This window comes from Nonomuraea sp. NPDC003804 (assembly GCF_040610675.1).
Lineage (GTDB): Bacteria > Actinomycetota > Actinomycetes > Streptosporangiales > Streptosporangiaceae > Nonomuraea.
In genome coordinates, this window is sequence record NZ_JBEXMT010000038.1 from 52,780 (window position 1) to 68,309 (window position 15,530).

The window sequence follows — 15,530 nt, forward strand, 5'->3', positions numbered from 1 at the left end:
TTATGAGCGCAACACTTGTCGCGAAAGGTCTCGCCGCCGGCCACGGCGATCGGGTCCTGTTCTCCGGGCTGGATCTCGTGGTCGCCCCCGGCGACGTCATCGGGCTCGTGGGAGCCAACGGCGCGGGCAAGTCGACGCTGCTCCGTCTCCTCGCCGCGATCGACCAGCCGGAGAGCGGTTCGATCCGGCTCAGTCCGCCCACGGCGGTGGTCGGCCACCTTCCCCAGGAGCCGGAGCGGCGCCAGGACGAGACGGTGCGGCGCTTCCTCGCCCGCCGTACCGGGGTCACGAAGGCGCAGGCCGATCTCGACGCCGCCACGCAGGCCCTGGTGGAGTCGCGCCCCGGCGCCGACGACGCCTACAGCATCGCGCTGGAGCGCTGGCTGTCGCTCGGCGGCGCGGACCTGGAGGAGCGCGCGGACGAGGTGGCGGCCGACCTCGGGCTCGCGATCGACCTCGAACAGCCGATGACGTCGCTGTCCGGCGGCCAGGCCGCCCGCGCGGGGCTGGCCTCGCTGCTGCTCAGCCGCTACGACCTGTTCCTGCTCGACGAGCCGACCAACGACCTCGACCTCGACGGGCTCGACCGGCTCGAGGCGTTCGTGAAGGGGCTGCGGGCGGGCACCGTGGTGGTCAGCCACGACCGCGAGTTCCTGGCCAGGACGGTCACCTCGGTGCTGGAGCTCGACCTGGCCCAGCAGCAGGTCCACCTGTACGGCGGCGGCTACCAGGCCTACCTGGACGAGCGCGAGGTCGCCCGCAGGCACGCCCGCGAGCGCTACGAGGAGTACGCCGAGACGCGCTCCGAGCTGGAGCTGCGCGCCCGCACCCAGCGCGCCTGGATGGAGAAGGGCGTCAAGAACGCCCGCAGGAAGCAGCGGGACAACGACAAGATCGGCCGCAACGCCCGCGTCGAGACCACGGAGAAGCAGGCCGCCAAGGCCCGGCAGACCGACAAGATGATCGAGCGGCTGGAGGTCGTCGAGGAGCCGCGCAAGGAGTGGGAGCTCCGGATGGAGATCGCGGCGGCTCCGCGCGCGGGCGCGGTGGTGGCCACGATGCGCGGTGCCGTGGTCAGGCGGGGCGCCTTCACGCTCGGCCCGATCGATCTGGAGATCGGCTGGGCCGAACGGGTGGCGATCACCGGCGCGAACGGCTCGGGCAAGACGACCCTGCTCGGCGCCATGCTCGGCAGGCTGGCGCTCGACGCCGGCCACGCGGCGCTCGGCCCCGGCGTCGTGGTCGGCGAGGTCGACCAGGCTCGCAGGCTCTTCGAGGGGTCGGCGCCGCTGGTCGAGTCGTTCTCCGACGAGATGCCGCCCGGCGAGGTGCGCACGCTGCTGGCCAAGTTCGGGCTGAAGGCCGACCATGTGCTCCGGCCCGCCGACACGCTGTCACCGGGTGAGCGGACCCGCGCCGCGCTGGCCCTGCTGCAGGCCAGAGGGGTCAACCTGCTGGTGCTCGACGAACCGACCAACCATCTCGACCTGCCGGCGATCGAGCAGCTGGAGTCGGCGCTCGCCGGCTACCCCGGCACGCTGCTGCTGGTCACCCACGACCGCAGGATGCTCGACGCCGTACGGGTGGACCGGCGGCTGCGGGTGGACGGGGGTCAGGTCACCGAGACCGGGTGAAAAATAACACCGCGAATGGAAACGAGAGTGAAACAATTTTCCGACTCTCGTTGACACGTGATGTTGGGATGGTGTGCCTTTCTCTACAACAGGTCTCCCCCCTGCCTGAGAGTGAGGCACCAATGGGTAAATGGCTCGCGCGCCTGGCGGCGCTCGGGGTGGCTCTAGCACTGGCGGCGCCGGTCACCGCCGCGCAGGCAGATCCTGCTACGACGGGCAAGAAGACGGTCAGGATCGGTTCCATCCAGTCGGTCGACTCGATGAACCCCTTCCTCGCGGTACGGCTGATCGCGGGCCAGCTCCAGCGGTGGACGTCCCTGTTCCTCACCACGCCCGACCCCAAGACCCTGCAGCCCAGCCCCGACCTGGCGGAGTCGTGGGAGTCCTCCGACGACGGGCTCACCTGGACCTTCAAGATCCGCGACACCAAGTGGTCGGACGGCCAGCCGGTCACCGCCCACGACGCGGCGTGGACCTTCAACAAGATCATGACGGATGACGCGGCCAAGACCGGCAACGGCCCGGCCGTGGAGAACTTCGCCTCCGTCACCGCGACCGACGACCGGACCCTGGTCATCAAGACCAAGGCGCCGCAGGCGTCGATGCTGTCGAACCCGATCCCGATCGTGCCCAAGCACGTCTGGGAGAAGGTCGGCGACATGGCCACGTTCGAGAACGAGGCCTACCCCGCGGTCACCAACGGCGCGTACATCCCGATCGAGCACAAGAAGGACAGCTACGTCAAGCTCAAGGCGAACCCGAACTACTGGCAGGGCAAGCCCAAGATCGACGAGCTGCAGGTCATCTTCTACGAGAACCCCGAGGCCGCCATCGCGGGCCTCAAGAAGGGCGACATCGACCTGATCGGCCGCCTGGCCGCGCCGCAGTTCGAGGCGGGCGCCGGCGACCCGAACATCATGCAGTGGAACACCCCCGGCCGCCGCGCCGCGTACCTGCAGATCAACCACGGCGCCACCACCTCCGACGACAAGCCGGTCGGTGACGGCCACCCGGCGCTGAAGGACCCGAAGGTCCGCCAGGCCATCCACTACGCGATCGACAAGAAGACCCTCGTCGACCAGGTCCAGAACGGCCTGGCGGTGCCGGCCGACGGCTCGATCGTGCCCCCGATGTACACCAACTTCTTCTGGCAGGCCGAGGGCGAGGAGAAGGTCACCTTCGACCTGGCCAAGGCCAACCAGATCCTCGACGAGGCCGGGTACAAGAAGGGCGCCGACGGCGTCCGCACGATGCCCGACGGCAAGCGGAAGCTGGAGATGCGCTTCAGCATCCACACCGACACCCCGACCGAGGACAAGCTCGCCCAGTTCCTCACCGGGTGGTTCAAGGAGATCGGCATCACGCTGACCACCCGCAAGCTCGACTCCAACAAGTTCACCGAGGAGACCGGCAGCACCGCCCTGTTCGACATCGCGATCAGCGGCTGGTCGGTCAACCCCGACCCCGAAGAGGTCCTGGCCACGCACCTGTGCAGCAGGCGGCCCACCCCCTCGGGCGAGGGCGGCGGCACCGAGTCCTTCTACTGCGACAAGGAGTACGAGGGGCTGTACCAGTCGCAGCTCAAGGAGCTCGACACCGCCAAGCGGGCCGACATGATCAAGCAGATGCAGCGTCGCCTCTACACCGACGCGCCGGTCATCGCGCTCTACTACCCGAACAACCTCGAGCTGTACCGCAAGGACAGGATCACCAGCATCACCCCGGTCCCCGCCGGCAAGCAGGGTGAGGGCATCCTGTACGGCGGTGTCAGCGGCTACCCGATGGTCACCCTCGACGCCAAGGCCGCGCCCGCCGGCGGCTCGGGCGGCGCCGGCGGCGGCTCCAACACCGGCCTGATCATCGGCATCGCGGCGGCGGCTGTGGTGGTCCTCGGCGCCGGCGGCTTCCTGCTGTCCAGGCGGCGCAAGACCACGTCGGACGACCGCGAGTAATGGCCACCCCGCTCGAAACCGAACCCGCCGCCGTCCAGGCGGCGGCGGGTCCCGGCGAGGACCGCCCCACCTCCCGGGGCACGCTCAGATACGCCCTGACCAAGCTCGGCGGGGCGCTGCTCAGCATCGCGATGGTGATCGTCGCGACGTTCTTCCTGTTCCGCCTGATCCCCGGCGACCCGGTCATCGCCTACACGCGCGACGTACCGCTCAGCCCCGACCAGATCGAGCTGCTGCGCCGGCAGATGGGCCTGGACAAGCCGCTCATGCAGCAGTTCGCCGACTTCGTGCTGCGCACCCTGCAGTTCGACCTCGGCACCTCCTACGAGTACAAGCGGCCGGTGACGGACCTCATCGGCGAGCGGTTCGGCCCCACACTGCTGCTGACCGGCGTCGGCCTGCTCATCGCGGTGGGCCTCGGCCTGTGGCAGGGCACCCGCGCGGCGTGGAACCACGGCGGCCGCCTCGACCGCTTCTCCACGGGCGCCTCGCTCGTGCTGTGGTCGGTGCCGACCTTCTGGCTCGGCCTGCTGCTGCTCATGGTCCTCGGCGCGGGCATCGGCCCGATCCCCGGTCTGTTCCCCACGCGCGGCATGGAGAGCGTCGACGCTCCCGACGGCTTCGGTTACGTGCTCGACGTCGCCCACCACATGGTGCTGCCGTGCCTCACGCTGGTCGCCGTCGTCTACGCGCAGTATCTGCTGGTCATGCGCTCGTCGCTGCTCGACGAGATCGGCCAGGACTACGTGACCACCGCGCGCGCCAAGGGGCTGCGCGACGACCTGGTACGGCGGCGGCACGCCGTACCGAACGCGCTGCTGCCGACGGTGACGCTCGTCTTCATCCACATCGGGTTCGTGGTCGGCGGCGCCGTCTCCGTCGAGACCGTCTACTCCTGGCCCGGCCTCGGCCTGCTGTTCTACGAGGCGATCAAGGGGCCCGACTTCGCGGTCATGCAGGGCACGTTCATGGTCGTCTGCGTCGCCGTGATCATCATGAACACGCTGGCCGACGTGGCCTACCACGTTCTTGACCCGAGGGTGAGGTCGGCATGAGCGCCGTGACGTGGGCGCGCAGGCGCGCGTCGCTGACCCGGTTCTGGCAGCAGTACCGCCGGCAGCGGGCGGGCGTGGTCGGGGCCGTCGTCCTGGCGGTCTTCGTCGTGCTCGCGCTGATCACACCCCTGGTCACCGACCCCACCGGCATGGACGTCACGAAGGCGACCGGCGCCAAGATGGCCCCGCCGAGCCTCGACTTCCCGCTCGGCACCGACGAGTCGGGGCGCTCGATCCTGCTGATGATCCTGTGGGGCTCGCGCGTCTCGCTGCTCATCGGCTTCATGTCCGCGCTGCTCAGCATGGTGATCGGCACGATCGTCGGCATCGCGGCGGGCCACTTCAGGGGCTGGGCCTCCGCGGCGCTGATGCGGATCACCGACTGGTTCCTCGTGCTGCCCTCGCTGGTGCTCGCGCTGGTGCTCTCGGCCATCCTCGGCGGCAGCACCTCCACGATCATCCTGGCGATCGGCGTCACCTCGTGGGCCTCCACGGCCCGGCTGATCAGGGCCCAGACGCTGGCCGTCGAGGCCAGGCCGTACATCGAGAGGTCGCGCGCGCTCGGCGCAGGACACTGGCACGTGATGAGCCGCCACGTGCTGCCGAACGTCGCCCCGCTCGTCCTGGCCAACACCACCCTGCAGGTGGCCAGCGCGATCGTCGCCGAGTCGACGCTCGCCTTCCTCGGCGCCGACTCCGGCAAGGCGTCGTGGGGCCAACTGCTGCGCGGATCCTACGACTGGGGCGCGGCCACGGCGGGCGCCTGGTGGTACATCCTCGCTCCCGGCCTCTGCATCGTCGCGGTCGTGCTGGCGTTCACGCTGTGCGGGCGGGCGATGGAGGCCGTGCTCAACCCACGCCTCCGGGGGGTCAGCCGATGAACGTGTTGTCACTCGAGGACGTCTCGGTGACGTACTCCATCGCCTCGGGACAGGTGCCCGCCGTCCGCGGCGTGACGCTGTCGCTGGCGCCCGGCGAGGCGCTGGGGATTGCGGGCGAGTCGGGGTCCGGCAAGTCGACGCTGGCCATGGCGCTGCTGCGGCTGCTGCCGCGCGACGCCCGCGTCGACGGCAGGATCCTGCTCGACGGCGAGGACGTGCTGTCCATGAAGTGGGGACGGCTGCGCGCGGTGCGCTGGGCCGAGGCCTCCATCGTGTTCCAGGGCGCGCAGCACGGGCTCAACCCCGTGCGGCGCATCGGCGAGCAGATCGCCGAGCCGCTGCTGGTGCACGGCGTGGCCCAGCCGTCCCAGGCGCGTACGCGGGTGGCCGAGCTGCTGGAGCAGGTGGGGCTGCCCGCGTGGCGGGCCCGCAGCTACCCGCACGAGCTGTCGGGAGGACAGCGGCAGCGGGTGATGATCGCGATGGCGCTGGCGTGCTCGCCGCGCCTGATCATCGCCGACGAGCCGACGACGGCGCTGGACGTGATGGTCCAGGCCCAGGTCCTCACACTGATCAAGGACCTCATCGCCACGCACGGCATCTCCCTGGTGATGATCTCCCACGACCTGTCGGTCCTGGCCGACATGTGCGACCGGCTGGCCGTCATGTACGCGGGACGGCTGGTCGAGAACGGCCCCGCGCACGAGGTGTTCCACGCGGCCCGGCACCCCTACAGCAAGGCGCTGGCCGCGGCGTTCCCGACCGTCGGCGACCCCGCCTCCCGCATGGCGCCCAAGGGGCTCGGCGGCGATCCGCCCGACCCGATGGACCTGCCCTCGGGGTGCGCGTTCCATCCGCGCTGCCCGGTCGCGCTGGACATCTGCTCGACGCTGGACGTCGAGCTGTGGCCGGCGGACGGCACCGAGACGGCCCCGCACACCGCCGCCTGCGTCCGAGTCCGCCCCGACCTGACCGCGACCGCGTCCCCCTCCGGGGCGGCCGCGTCCAGTTCAGGGGAGGTCGCGGCGGCTCCCGGGGAGGAAGCGTCAGCCTCCGGCGAGGACGGTACCGAGGAGAAAGTCGCCTCCAGCGGCGGCAAGGAGATCTCATGACCACGACGCTCCTCGAAGCGCGGGACCTGCGCGTGGAGTTCACCTCGCGGGGCCGGCGCGCCCGCGCCGTCGACGGCGTCAACCTGGCCGTCGGCGAGGGCGAGATCGTCGCCCTGGTCGGCGAGTCGGGCTGCGGCAAGACCACGCTCGCCCGCACCCTGCTCGGCCTCGAGCGCCCCACCGAAGGCACTGTCCTGTACGGCGGGCGGCCCCTCACCTACACCACCAAGGCGCTCAAGGCCTACCGCCGCGAGGCCCAGCTCGTCCTCCAGGACCCCACCGGCTCGCTGAACCCCCGCCACACCGTCTACGAGGCGGTTGCCGAGGGCCCGCGCATCCACGGGCTGCCCGACGAGTCGCAGGTCGTCGCCGAGGCGCTGGCCAGAGCGGGCCTGCGGCCCCCCGAGCGGTTCTTCCTCCGCTACCCGCACGAGCTGTCGGGCGGCCAGCGCCAGCGCGTGGTCATCGCCGGGGCGCTCGCGCTGAACCCCCGCCTGCTGGTCGCCGACGAGCCGGTCGCCTCGCTCGACGCCAGCGTCCGCGGCGAGATCCTCGCGCTGCTCCTCAAACTGCGCGCCGACCTCGGCCTCTCCGCGCTGGTCGTCACCCACGACCTCGGCCTGGCGTGGAACATCGCCGACCGCGTCGCGGTGATGTACCTCGGCAGGATCGTCGAGTCCGGTCCCGTCGAGGAGGTGCTGAAGGAGCCGAAGCACCCCTACACGCAGGCGCTGCTGTCGGTGCTGCCCGAGTCGCCCGAACGGGTGGTGCTGACGGGCGAGCCGCCGGACCCCACGCGCATCCCCGGCGGGTGCCGCTTCCACGCCCGCTGCCAGGTGCTGGCGTCGGGCGCGGCGGCCTCGGCGGGAGTGGACGGCAGGTGCAGGTCGGAAGCGCTGCGGGTGCTGCCGGCCGTACCGGAGGCGCAGGCCGCCTGCCACTTCGCCAACAGGCCGGTACCGGACGAGGTCGCCCTCGGGTGACCCCGACGAGGGCCCGGGATCGCTCGATGGCGCCCGACTGTCAATACAAAGGATGACATCGGACTGATTCCCCCGCAGGAGGAAAAGGGCCGGCATCGGGTCAATCATGAAACCCATGTCGAGAACCGGCCTCCTGACGGGGGCGGGCCTGGCGGTGTTCGTCGTGGCCTACGCGTCGCTGATCCTCACCGGCACCACCATGATCCGCCAGTCGGCCGACCCCGGCGCCACGGGCGTCTCGCTGTGGGCGGCGCTGCTGCCACCCCTGGCCGCGATCGTCCTGGCCGCGCTCGTCGCGCCGCGCACGGCCGTACCGCGGCCGCTGGCCGGACTGCCGCGGCCCCGGCTGGTGAAGGAGACCTGGCTGCTGCTGGCGGCGGCTCTCGCCTTCCCCGTCGCGGTCGCGCTCGCCGGCCGCGGCCTGCTGTACCCCGTCGCCAAGATCCTCCTTCTGCTGGTGGTGCCGTTGGTCGGCTTCCGGCTGATCAGGGGCCGAGGGCCGGTCGCGAGGTCGATCCCGGCGCCCGTGACCTGGCTGGCGCCGCTACCCGCGTTCGCCGCGTGGTTCCTGCTGGCGGAGGTCAGCCCGCTGTCGCCGCCGCTGACGCAGCAGCTGCCGGACCCCGTCACGCTCGCCGTCGGCTCGCTCATCACCCTGCTGACGGCGAGCGTGCTGGAGGAGATCTTCTACCGGGCGTGGCTGCAGACCAGACTCGAGGCCCTGTACGGCACGCCGCCCGCCGTGCTCGCCACCGCGCTGCTGTTCGCCGCGATGCACGTCAGCCACATCGACCCGGCGGCCGTCGGCGTCGGGGTCGCCTCCATCGTGGCGGCGCAGGGGATGTTCGGCCTGATGCAGGGCTACCTGTGGGCGCGCTACCGCAACATCTGGGTGATCATCCTCATCCACGTCATCGTCAACCTCGTCTACGTCGACATGCTGCTTTAGATGTTCGGCGCCGTCCTCACCGCCGAGGGCGGGCCGGTGGAGCTGGGCGAGGGCTGCATCGTCATGGAGAACGCCGTCCTGCGCGGCACCCGGCGGGACCCGTGCCGGCTCGCGGCGGGCGGTCAGAAGGTGGGCGTGCCTTCCAGCCAGGTGCCGCGGACCTCGATGCGGCGCAGCTCCAGCGGGTCCACCCGGCGCGGGTCGGCCGACAGCCACACCAGGTCGGCCGCCTTCCCCGGCTCCAGCGTGCCGCGGTCGGCCTCGGCGAACGCCTGGTAGGCCACCCCCGCGGTGTAGGCGTGCAGAGCGTCCTCCAGGGAGAGCCGCTCGCCGGGCGTCCAGGCCGGCGTGCCGTCCACGGTCTGCCGTGTCGTCGCGATCTGGACGCCGAGCAGGGGCTCCTGCGAGCTGACCGGCCAGTCGCTGCCGAACGACAGCGCCGTGTCCAGGGCGCGCAACGTCTCCATCGGGTACTGCAGGTCCGCCCGGTCGGGGCCGAGCCTGGGCACCGTCAGCTCGGTCTGCAGCGGGTCGAGCTGGGCCCACAGCGGCTCGAAGTTGGCGATGACGCCCAGCTCGGCGAAGCGCGGCAGGTCGTCGGGGGCGACGAGCTGCGTGTGGGCGATGACGGGGCGGCGGTCCCACGCGGGGTTGTCCCGTACGGCCCGCTCGATCGCGTCGAGCGCGGCCCTGACGCCGCTGTCGCCGATGGCGTGGATGTGCACCTGGAAGCCGTCGGCGTCGAAGGCGGCCACCGCCTCGGCCAGCGCGGCCGGCTCCCAGACGGGCATGCCGCAGGAGTGCGGCGCGTCGACGTACGGCTCCAGCATCGCCGCGGTGCCGCCCTCGATGACGCCGTCGGCGAAGAACTTGACGGTGTTCGCGGTCACGAGTTTCGCCAGGGCGGCGTGACGGCGGGGACCGGAGTCCTGCTGGAGTGGCGTGTCCGGACGGGCGGTCAGCGGTGACCGCGGGGGGCTCGACCCGGCGTGCCGTACGGGGGAGGGCTGCTCGCCCGCGGCCACGGATCGAGCGTCGACCTCGGCGCGCAGCGCGGAGAAGCGCGCGCGCTGGGCGGTCCAGGTGTCGGGGTCGGCGCGGAAGCCCAGGTTGGCGCGGAAGCCGAGCCGTCCGCGCCGCGCCGCCTCCAGGTAGGCCTCCACCATGTACGGCTCGACCCACGCGTCCTGCACCCAGGTGATTCCCGCGGCGGCCATCGCCCCGCTCGCCTCGGCCAGGCCCTCGACCAGCTCGTCGAGCGACTTGGTGGGCACGAGGTCGAGCACCAGGTCGCAGGCGTGCCACTCCCTGAGCGTCCCGAGCGGGCTGCCGTCGTGGCGGCGCACGATCCAGCCGAGCCGCGGGTCGGGCGTCGAGGGGCCGATGCCCGCGCGCTCCAGCGCCGCGGTGTTGCACCACACCGTGTGGTAGTCGTAGGCGCGCAGCACCACGGGCCGGTCGGGCACCGCCGCGTCCAGCCAGCGGGCGTCGAACTCGCCGCCCTTCACGATGGCGGGGTCGTAGCTGCCGCCGACGATCCACTCCAGCGCGGGGTTCTCGGCCGCGTAGCGGGCGACCTCGGCGACGATCTCCTCCACGGTGGTCTTGTCCTTGATCTGCGGCCCCTGCGCCTCCAGCCCGCCGAACAGCGGATGGGCGTGCCCGTCGCCGAAGGACGGCATGAGGAAGCCGCCCTCCAGGTCGATCACCGTCACATCCGCCGCCGCGCCGTCCGGGGCCGGGTCCGCGATCCGTCCGCCGGACACGGCCAGCTCCTCGACGTAGCCGGAACCGGTCCAGATGGTGCCGTTGGTGAAGAGCAGGTCAGGCACGAGTGGCTTCCTCCGTGGTGAGCACGACGTAGCGGGCGGGCTCGCGGCGGCGGATGCGCAGCGCGAGCAGCGCCCCCAGCGCGAAGACGATCGGGACGGGCAGGATGAGCAGGGCGTTCACGGTGCCGGTCGCGCCGGTGATGAGCTCGAAGTTGGTCACCACGAGCACGATGATCACCGCGAGCAGGACGAACGCCGACAGCGGCGCGGCCAGCACCCGGCCCGCGCCGTAGCCACGCCGGTCCCTCCAGAAGAACGCGACGACGGAGAGCGCGGCGAGCGCCTGCAGCACCATCACCCCGATGATGCCGGTCCCGTTCGTCCAGAGGAAGATCACGGTGTAGGGGTCGGAGCCCGCGAGAATGCCCGCCAGGATGACGACCGCCGAGAGGACGACCTGTGTGATCACCGCCACGTACGGCGAGCCGTTGTGCTCCGAGATCCTGGCCAGCGGCTTGGGCAGCACGCCCTCCCGGCCGAGCGCGAAGAAGTAGCGGGTGGAGGCGTTGTGGAAGGCCAGTGCGGCGGCGAAGCAGCTCGTCACGATCAGCAGGTGCATCGCGTCCGCCGCCCACTTCCCCGCGAAGGAGGCCGTGGCGGTGAAGACCATGTCGGCGCCGCCCTCGCCGTTGGCCACGGCGACGGCCTTGTCCGCGCCGAACGCGTTGATGATCATCCAGACGGTGAAGGTGTAGAAGAGCGCGAGGAAGGCGACGGCGGCGTAGGTCGCGCGGGGCACGGTCCGCTGCGGGTCGCGGGCCTCCTCGGCGTAGATCGCGGTCGCCTCGAAACCGATGAAGGCGCCGATGGACAGCACGAACATGCCGCCCGCACCGCCGTTCAGCAGCTCGCCGGGGTTGAAGGGGCGCAGCGAGAGCCCTCCGCCGTCGACCAGCACCGCCGCCTCGAACACCAGCAGGATCAGCACTTCCAGCGCGAGGGCGACGCCCAGCACCTTGGCGCTCAACGTGATCTTCAGGTAGCCGAGCACGCCGACCGCGGCGACGCACAGCAGGGTCCAGATCTGCCACGGCACGTTCATGCCGAAGACGTCGGCCATGGTCGAGGCGGCGAAGACGCCGAAGGCGGCCATCAGGCCGATGCCGATGAGGTTGTAGGAGATGACGGCGACGTACGCCGAGCCGAGGCCCGTCGCCTTGCCGAGGCCTCTGCCGATGTAGGCGTAGAAGGCGCCCGCGTTGCGCACGTGCCCGCTCATGGCCGTGAACCCGGCCGCGAACAGGCCGACGACGACACCGGACAGCAGGTAGCCGAGCGGGGCGGCGACGCCGCCGATGCCGATGGCGAGCGGGGCGACGCCGGCCATGACGGTGAGCGGCGCGGCCGCCGCGACGACGAAGAAGACCAGGTCAGCGGTGCCGATGGCGTTGCGGGACAGAGGCATGGCCACCTCCGAAACTAAAGGCGTTAGTTTGTTGGTGGGACGGTACTCGAAGGGATGCGAAATGGGAAGACCGAGGCGGCCGATCCTCAGCAGGGACGGCATCGTCGCCGAGGCGCTGGCGCTCGTGGACGAGGAGGGCTCCGAGGCGCTGACCGTCACGCGGCTCGCCCGGCGGCTGGGCGTGCAGGCGGCTTCGCTCTACAACCACGTGGCAGGCAGGGAGGAGATCGTCGAGGGCATCCGCGACCTCGTCGTGGCCGAGATGGACGTCTCCGCCCTGGACGGCCAGCCCTGGCAGGAGGCGCTGGCCGTCTGGGCGAAGTCCTATCTGGCCGCCTTCGCCCGCCACCCCAACACCGCCAAGCTGCTGTCCACGACCACGATCAGGTCGGCGCGGACGCTGGAGATGTACGAGAAGGCGGTCACCCTCCTCGAGCGCGCGGGCTGGCCGAGCGACCAGGTGGTGGCGGTGTTCACCGCGATCGAGTCGTTCGCGATCGGCTCGGCGCTCGACCTGGCCGCTCCGAATGTCATGATCGATCCGTCGGAGCAGCCGGTACCGCTGCTGTCGGTGGCACTGAAGGACGCCCATCCCGGCCGGGCCATGGTGGCGTTCGAGCTGGGACTCGAGGCCATCATCCATGGTTTGGATGAACGTCTAAGACGATTGTGCTAAATTCGCCGAATGGGAAACAATCGTGAGGACCTGCTGGCCGGGGCGAAGCGCTGTCTGATCGAGAAGGGCTACACCCGCACCACCGCACGCGACATCGCCAACGCGGCCGGGGTCAGCCTGGCCGCGATCGGCTACCACTTCGGGTCGAAGGAGGCGCTGCTCAACGAGGCGCTGTTCGAGTCGATGAAGGAGTGGGGCGACTCGCTGGAGGCCGCCCTGACCGGCGAGACCGACCCCGACGCCACCCCGATGCAACGCTTCGAGACGGCGTGGCGGCGCGTCGTCGACTCCTTCGAGGAGCTCAGGCCGCTGTGGGTCACCCAGTTCGAGATCGTCGGGCAGATCGACCACCTGCCCGACATGCGCCAACACCTCTCGGCCGGACTGCACGCCGCGAGGCTCGGGCTGGCCGAGGTCTTCAGCCGGATCGACCCGGCGGTCGAGCCTGAACGGGCGCGCGTGCTCGGCTCCTTCTACCAGGCGATGCTGTCCGGACTGCTGATGCAGTGGCTGGTCGACCCGGACACGGCCCCCAGCGCCCATGACGTGGCCGAGGCGATGAGCCTGATCAACAACGGCTCCTGACTTGACCGGCGGGGGCGGTGCGTTGTGCCCCTCAGCCGGTCATGCCCCGGCCGGTAGTGATCAACGGTGGCCGTGGTCAGAAGGCGCTTATCGTGGCCGGTGCCCGCTCGGCCCTGCTCAGCGCCCGGATCACGGCCGTCGGGCCGTGCCGGTGTACGGCCAGCCGTGCCAGCAGATCGACCACCGGATCGATGACGTCCTCGGGCAGCTCGGGGGTCGGGACGCCGACGCTCGCCGCCAGGTCGTCGGAGTGGACGACGATCTCCATGAGCCTGGTGAGCAGGAAGTCGTCGAGCGTCAGGGACCACTGCGCCCAGGGCAGCCCGAGTGTCCGGTCTCCTGACTCGTCACGCAGGGCCGCCGAGAGCTGGTCGAGGCTCGCCTGGGCACGCGCGACCAGCGCGTCGGGCCCCTCGGCTGCCGCGTCCTCGCCGCCGCGCCTGATGCTGACGTTGGACTCGTGCCCGAGGCCGGCCGTGACCCATGCGGAGCGGGCGTAGTGCTCCTTGAGGGGGATGACCGGATGGGCCACGTCAGCGCCGAGCGCCGCCTCGACCCTGAAGATCTGCTGGGCGAGATGGCCTGCCAGGCCCGCCACGCTGAACTCGGTGAGGGCGCTCGGCTTGCCCCAGGCCGCCGCGACCACCGGGTCTCGCAGCAACGCGACCGCCGAGGCCGCAGCCGTCAGATACAGCTCCCTGATATCAGCCACGTCGCGATCCTACTCAGGGGCTCCGACAAATCCCCGGAGGGGGTTTTCGCCGGGCCCGCCGGATTCGCGAGGCTGTGCCGGCCCCTGATTTCGCGGGACGTGCTGAACCTTCCCGACTGTCCGAGGGTGCGGGTCGAGCGGCTTCGCGCCGTGGACCTGCCACGGGGAAGAGCCGGGAAGAGGTCAGCTGGTGACGCGGGCGAGGACGATGCCGCCCACGATCAGGCCCAGGGCGGCCAGCCGTCCCACGCTCACCGGGTCGTCGTTCAGCACGATCCCCAGCGTGATCGCCCCCACCGCGCCGATGCCGGTGAACACCGCGTACGCCGTGCCCACCGGAAGCGTGTCCATCGCCTTCGACAGCAGCCACACCGCCGCCGCCATCAGCGCCAGGGAGATCACGGTCGGCACCGGACGGGTGAAGTTCTGGGTCGGCTTGATGCTCTGCGACCACGCGACCTCGACGAGCCCTGCCAGTGCCAGGATGGCCCAGTTCATCGGGCCGCCTCCTTCCGTGCCTTTTCCACCGACTCCTCGTGCGCGGCGCGCAGGGGCGCGAGCCGGGGGTCGATCAGCGAGTTGACCAGTTCGGCGTTGACGAACCGCACGTCGGTGACCGCGAAGTGGCCCTCGAAGAAGTGCCGCAGGTAGCGCTCCTGGTGGTCGACGGGCTCGCGGGGCGTTCCGGGGCCGTACGCGCCGCCGCGTGCGGTGGTCACCACGAACGACCGTCCCTTGAGCGACATCTTCGGGAACGTGATCTGGTCCAGCCACGCCTTCAACGCCGACGGGATCGAGTAGTTGTACATCGGCGTGCCGATGAGGATCACGTCCGCCGCCACGACCTCGTCCAGCAGCGGTTCCAGGGTGTCCCATGCCCGCTGCTGCGCGGGCGTCCTGACGGCCTCGCGGTACCGCCCGATGTCGGTGATCTCGTTGGCGAGCACGTAGTCGCACAGCTCGGTCCAGGCCTCGTCGATGTGCGGGACGGGTGAGGCGGCCAGGTCCCGGTAGACGTAGCCGCCGTCGGGGTGGGCCGTACGCCAGGTGTCGGCGTAGATCTTCGACAGCTCGCGGGAGAAGGAGGCCCGTCTGGCGCTCGCGTCCAGGTGCAACAGGTTCATGATGAGCTCCTCGATAAGTGGACAGCGTGTCCGGTTGCGACCGTACCGCATAACCGGACAGACTGTCCACATGGAACGAGCAGACGCCGCCCGCAACCGCGCGAGGATCCTGGAGGCAGCCGCCGGCCTGTTCAGGACCAAGGGCGCGGCGAACGTCACGATGGACGACATCGCGAAGGCCGCAGGAGTGGGAAGGGGCACGCTCTACCGGCGCTATCCGGACCGGGCGTCGATCGCGACGGCGCTGCTCGACGAACACGAGCGGGCCCTGCAGGAGAAGCTGATCCGCGGGGACCCCCCGCTCGGTCCCGGCGCTCCGGCCGCCGAACGGCTGGCGGCGTTCTACGCCGCGATGGTCGACCTGCTGGAGGAGCACGCGCCCCTGGTGCTGGGCGCGGAGGTGGGACGCTCCCGGTTCGAGACCGGTGCCTACGGGTTCTGGCGCGTCCACGTGCGGTCACTGCTGGGCGACCTGCCGGAGGCGGACGCGCTGGTCGACGCGCTGCTCGCGCCGCTGGCCCCCGACGTCTACGCCTACCAGCGGGAGGCCAGGGGCCTCACTCCGGCGCAGATCGTCGCGGGGCTCACCAGGCTGGCCAGGACACTGGGCTGAGCCGGCAGGGGCGCACA

General features: G+C 71.0%; 15 protein-coding genes. 10 read left to right on the forward strand and 5 right to left on the reverse strand.

What is annotated here, in order from left to right; genetic code table 11:
* Nucleotides 1-2: 2 nt before the first annotated feature.
* The 7 genes from ABZX22_RS38310 (at nt 3) to ABZX22_RS38340 (ending at nt 8,566) form a co-directional block, all read left to right on the forward strand.
* Nucleotides 3-1,634, forward strand: a complete 1,632-nt coding sequence (locus tag ABZX22_RS38310; protein WP_354919716.1) for an ABC-F family ATP-binding cassette domain-containing protein — start codon at nt 3-5, stop codon at nt 1,632-1,634.
* A gap of 122 nt (nt 1,635-1,756) precedes the next feature.
* Entirely contained in the window at nt 1,757-3,586 is a 1,830-nt protein-coding gene (locus ABZX22_RS38315) for an ABC transporter substrate-binding protein (RefSeq protein ID WP_354919719.1), read from the forward strand.
* Nucleotides 3,586-4,641, forward strand: a complete 1,056-nt coding sequence (locus ABZX22_RS38320; RefSeq protein ID WP_354919722.1) for an ABC transporter permease — start codon at nt 3,586-3,588, stop codon at nt 4,639-4,641. The genes ABZX22_RS38315 and ABZX22_RS38320 overlap by 1 nt, the downstream gene beginning before the upstream one ends.
* Nucleotides 4,638-5,522 carry an ABC transporter permease gene (locus ABZX22_RS38325; RefSeq protein WP_354919725.1) on the forward strand — a complete coding sequence of 295 codons (885 nt, stop codon included), beginning with the start codon at nt 4,638-4,640 and terminating at the stop codon, nt 5,520-5,522. The genes ABZX22_RS38320 and ABZX22_RS38325 overlap by 4 nt, the downstream gene beginning before the upstream one ends.
* The gene (locus tag ABZX22_RS38330) at nt 5,519-6,634 is read left to right on the forward strand and encodes an ABC transporter ATP-binding protein (RefSeq protein ID WP_354919728.1); all 1,116 of its coding nucleotides are present in this window, start codon (nt 5,519-5,521) and stop codon (nt 6,632-6,634) included. The genes ABZX22_RS38325 and ABZX22_RS38330 overlap by 4 nt, the downstream gene beginning before the upstream one ends.
* Nucleotides 6,631-7,617 carry an ABC transporter ATP-binding protein gene (locus ABZX22_RS38335; protein WP_354919730.1) on the forward strand — a complete coding sequence of 329 codons (987 nt, stop codon included), beginning with the start codon at nt 6,631-6,633 and terminating at the stop codon, nt 7,615-7,617. The genes ABZX22_RS38330 and ABZX22_RS38335 overlap by 4 nt, the downstream gene beginning before the upstream one ends.
* A 115-nt stretch (nt 7,618-7,732) precedes the next feature.
* Nucleotides 7,733-8,566 carry a CPBP family intramembrane glutamic endopeptidase gene (locus tag ABZX22_RS38340; protein ID WP_354919733.1) on the forward strand — a complete coding sequence of 278 codons (834 nt, stop codon included), beginning with the start codon at nt 7,733-7,735 and terminating at the stop codon, nt 8,564-8,566.
* Between the two features lie 122 nt (nt 8,567-8,688).
* Here the strand turns inward: ABZX22_RS38340 and ABZX22_RS38345 are convergent, their stop codons facing one another.
* Nucleotides 8,689-10,398: an amidohydrolase gene (locus tag ABZX22_RS38345; protein ID WP_354919736.1), complete on the reverse strand. Its 1,710-nt coding sequence runs from the start codon at nt 10,396-10,398 to the stop codon at nt 8,689-8,691.
* Nucleotides 10,391-11,803 carry an APC family permease gene (locus ABZX22_RS38350; RefSeq protein ID WP_354919841.1) on the reverse strand — a complete coding sequence of 471 codons (1,413 nt, stop codon included), beginning with the start codon at nt 11,801-11,803 and terminating at the stop codon, nt 10,391-10,393. The genes ABZX22_RS38345 and ABZX22_RS38350 overlap by 8 nt, the downstream gene beginning before the upstream one ends.
* 61 nt (nt 11,804-11,864) lie before the next feature.
* On the opposite strand from ABZX22_RS38350, the gene ABZX22_RS38355 reads away from it, so the two are divergent.
* The gene (locus tag ABZX22_RS38355; protein WP_354919739.1) at nt 11,865-12,479 is read left to right on the forward strand and encodes a TetR/AcrR family transcriptional regulator C-terminal domain-containing protein; all 615 of its coding nucleotides are present in this window, start codon (nt 11,865-11,867) and stop codon (nt 12,477-12,479) included.
* 9 nt (nt 12,480-12,488) lie between these two features.
* Nucleotides 12,489-13,064, forward strand: coding sequence for a TetR/AcrR family transcriptional regulator (locus tag ABZX22_RS38360; RefSeq protein WP_354919742.1), 576 nt, complete (start codon nt 12,489-12,491; stop codon nt 13,062-13,064).
* Nucleotides 13,065-13,140: 76 nt separating this feature from the next.
* Here ABZX22_RS38360 and ABZX22_RS38365 read toward each other — a convergent pair whose 3' ends face one another.
* The 3 genes from ABZX22_RS38365 to ABZX22_RS38375 form a co-directional block, all read right to left on the reverse strand.
* Nucleotides 13,141-13,776, reverse strand: coding sequence for a maleylpyruvate isomerase N-terminal domain-containing protein (locus ABZX22_RS38365; protein ID WP_354919745.1), 636 nt, complete (start codon nt 13,774-13,776; stop codon nt 13,141-13,143).
* 183 nt (nt 13,777-13,959) lie between these two features.
* Nucleotides 13,960-14,274, reverse strand: a complete 315-nt coding sequence (locus ABZX22_RS38370) for a multidrug efflux SMR transporter (protein WP_354919748.1) — start codon at nt 14,272-14,274, stop codon at nt 13,960-13,962.
* A complete protein-coding gene (locus ABZX22_RS38375; RefSeq protein WP_354919751.1) occupies nt 14,271-14,900 on the reverse strand; it encodes an NAD(P)H-dependent oxidoreductase in 630 nt (209 codons plus the stop codon). The genes ABZX22_RS38370 and ABZX22_RS38375 overlap by 4 nt, the downstream gene beginning before the upstream one ends.
* Before the next feature lie 70 nt (nt 14,901-14,970).
* Between ABZX22_RS38375 and ABZX22_RS38380 the strand changes: the two genes are divergently transcribed.
* On the forward strand, nt 14,971-15,513 hold the full coding sequence (locus ABZX22_RS38380) for a helix-turn-helix domain-containing protein (protein ID WP_354919754.1): 543 nt from the start codon (nt 14,971-14,973) through the stop codon (nt 15,511-15,513).
* The last annotated feature ends 17 nt before the right edge of the window (nt 15,514-15,530 follow it).

What these genes read in the sequence shown, in the direction of transcription:
- ABZX22_RS38355 (WP_354919739.1), top strand. Translation starts at nt 11,865, where the DNA reads ATGGGAAGACCGAGGCGGCCGATCCTCAGCAGGGACGGCATCGTCGCC.
- ABZX22_RS38360 (WP_354919742.1), top strand. Translation starts at nt 12,489, where the DNA reads ATGGGAAACAATCGTGAGGACCTGCTGGCCGGGGCGAAGCGCTGTCTG.
- ABZX22_RS38350 (WP_354919841.1), bottom strand. Translation starts at nt 11,803, where the DNA reads ATGCCTCTGTCCCGCAACGCCATCGGCACCGCTGACCTGGTCTTCTTC.
- ABZX22_RS38325 (WP_354919725.1), top strand. Translation starts at nt 4,638, where the DNA reads ATGAGCGCCGTGACGTGGGCGCGCAGGCGCGCGTCGCTGACCCGGTTC.
- ABZX22_RS38380 (WP_354919754.1), top strand. Translation starts at nt 14,971, where the DNA reads ATGGAACGAGCAGACGCCGCCCGCAACCGCGCGAGGATCCTGGAGGCA.
- ABZX22_RS38340 (WP_354919733.1), top strand. Translation starts at nt 7,733, where the DNA reads ATGTCGAGAACCGGCCTCCTGACGGGGGCGGGCCTGGCGGTGTTCGTC.
- ABZX22_RS38320 (WP_354919722.1), top strand. Translation starts at nt 3,586, where the DNA reads ATGGCCACCCCGCTCGAAACCGAACCCGCCGCCGTCCAGGCGGCGGCG.
- ABZX22_RS38310 (WP_354919716.1), top strand. Translation starts at nt 3, where the DNA reads ATGAGCGCAACACTTGTCGCGAAAGGTCTCGCCGCCGGCCACGGCGAT.
- ABZX22_RS38315 (WP_354919719.1), top strand. Translation starts at nt 1,757, where the DNA reads ATGGGTAAATGGCTCGCGCGCCTGGCGGCGCTCGGGGTGGCTCTAGCA.
- ABZX22_RS38330 (WP_354919728.1), top strand. Translation starts at nt 5,519, where the DNA reads ATGAACGTGTTGTCACTCGAGGACGTCTCGGTGACGTACTCCATCGCC.
- ABZX22_RS38335 (WP_354919730.1), top strand. Translation starts at nt 6,631, where the DNA reads ATGACCACGACGCTCCTCGAAGCGCGGGACCTGCGCGTGGAGTTCACC.
- ABZX22_RS38370 (WP_354919748.1), bottom strand. Translation starts at nt 14,274, where the DNA reads ATGAACTGGGCCATCCTGGCACTGGCAGGGCTCGTCGAGGTCGCGTGG.
- ABZX22_RS38375 (WP_354919751.1), bottom strand. Translation starts at nt 14,900, where the DNA reads ATGAACCTGTTGCACCTGGACGCGAGCGCCAGACGGGCCTCCTTCTCC.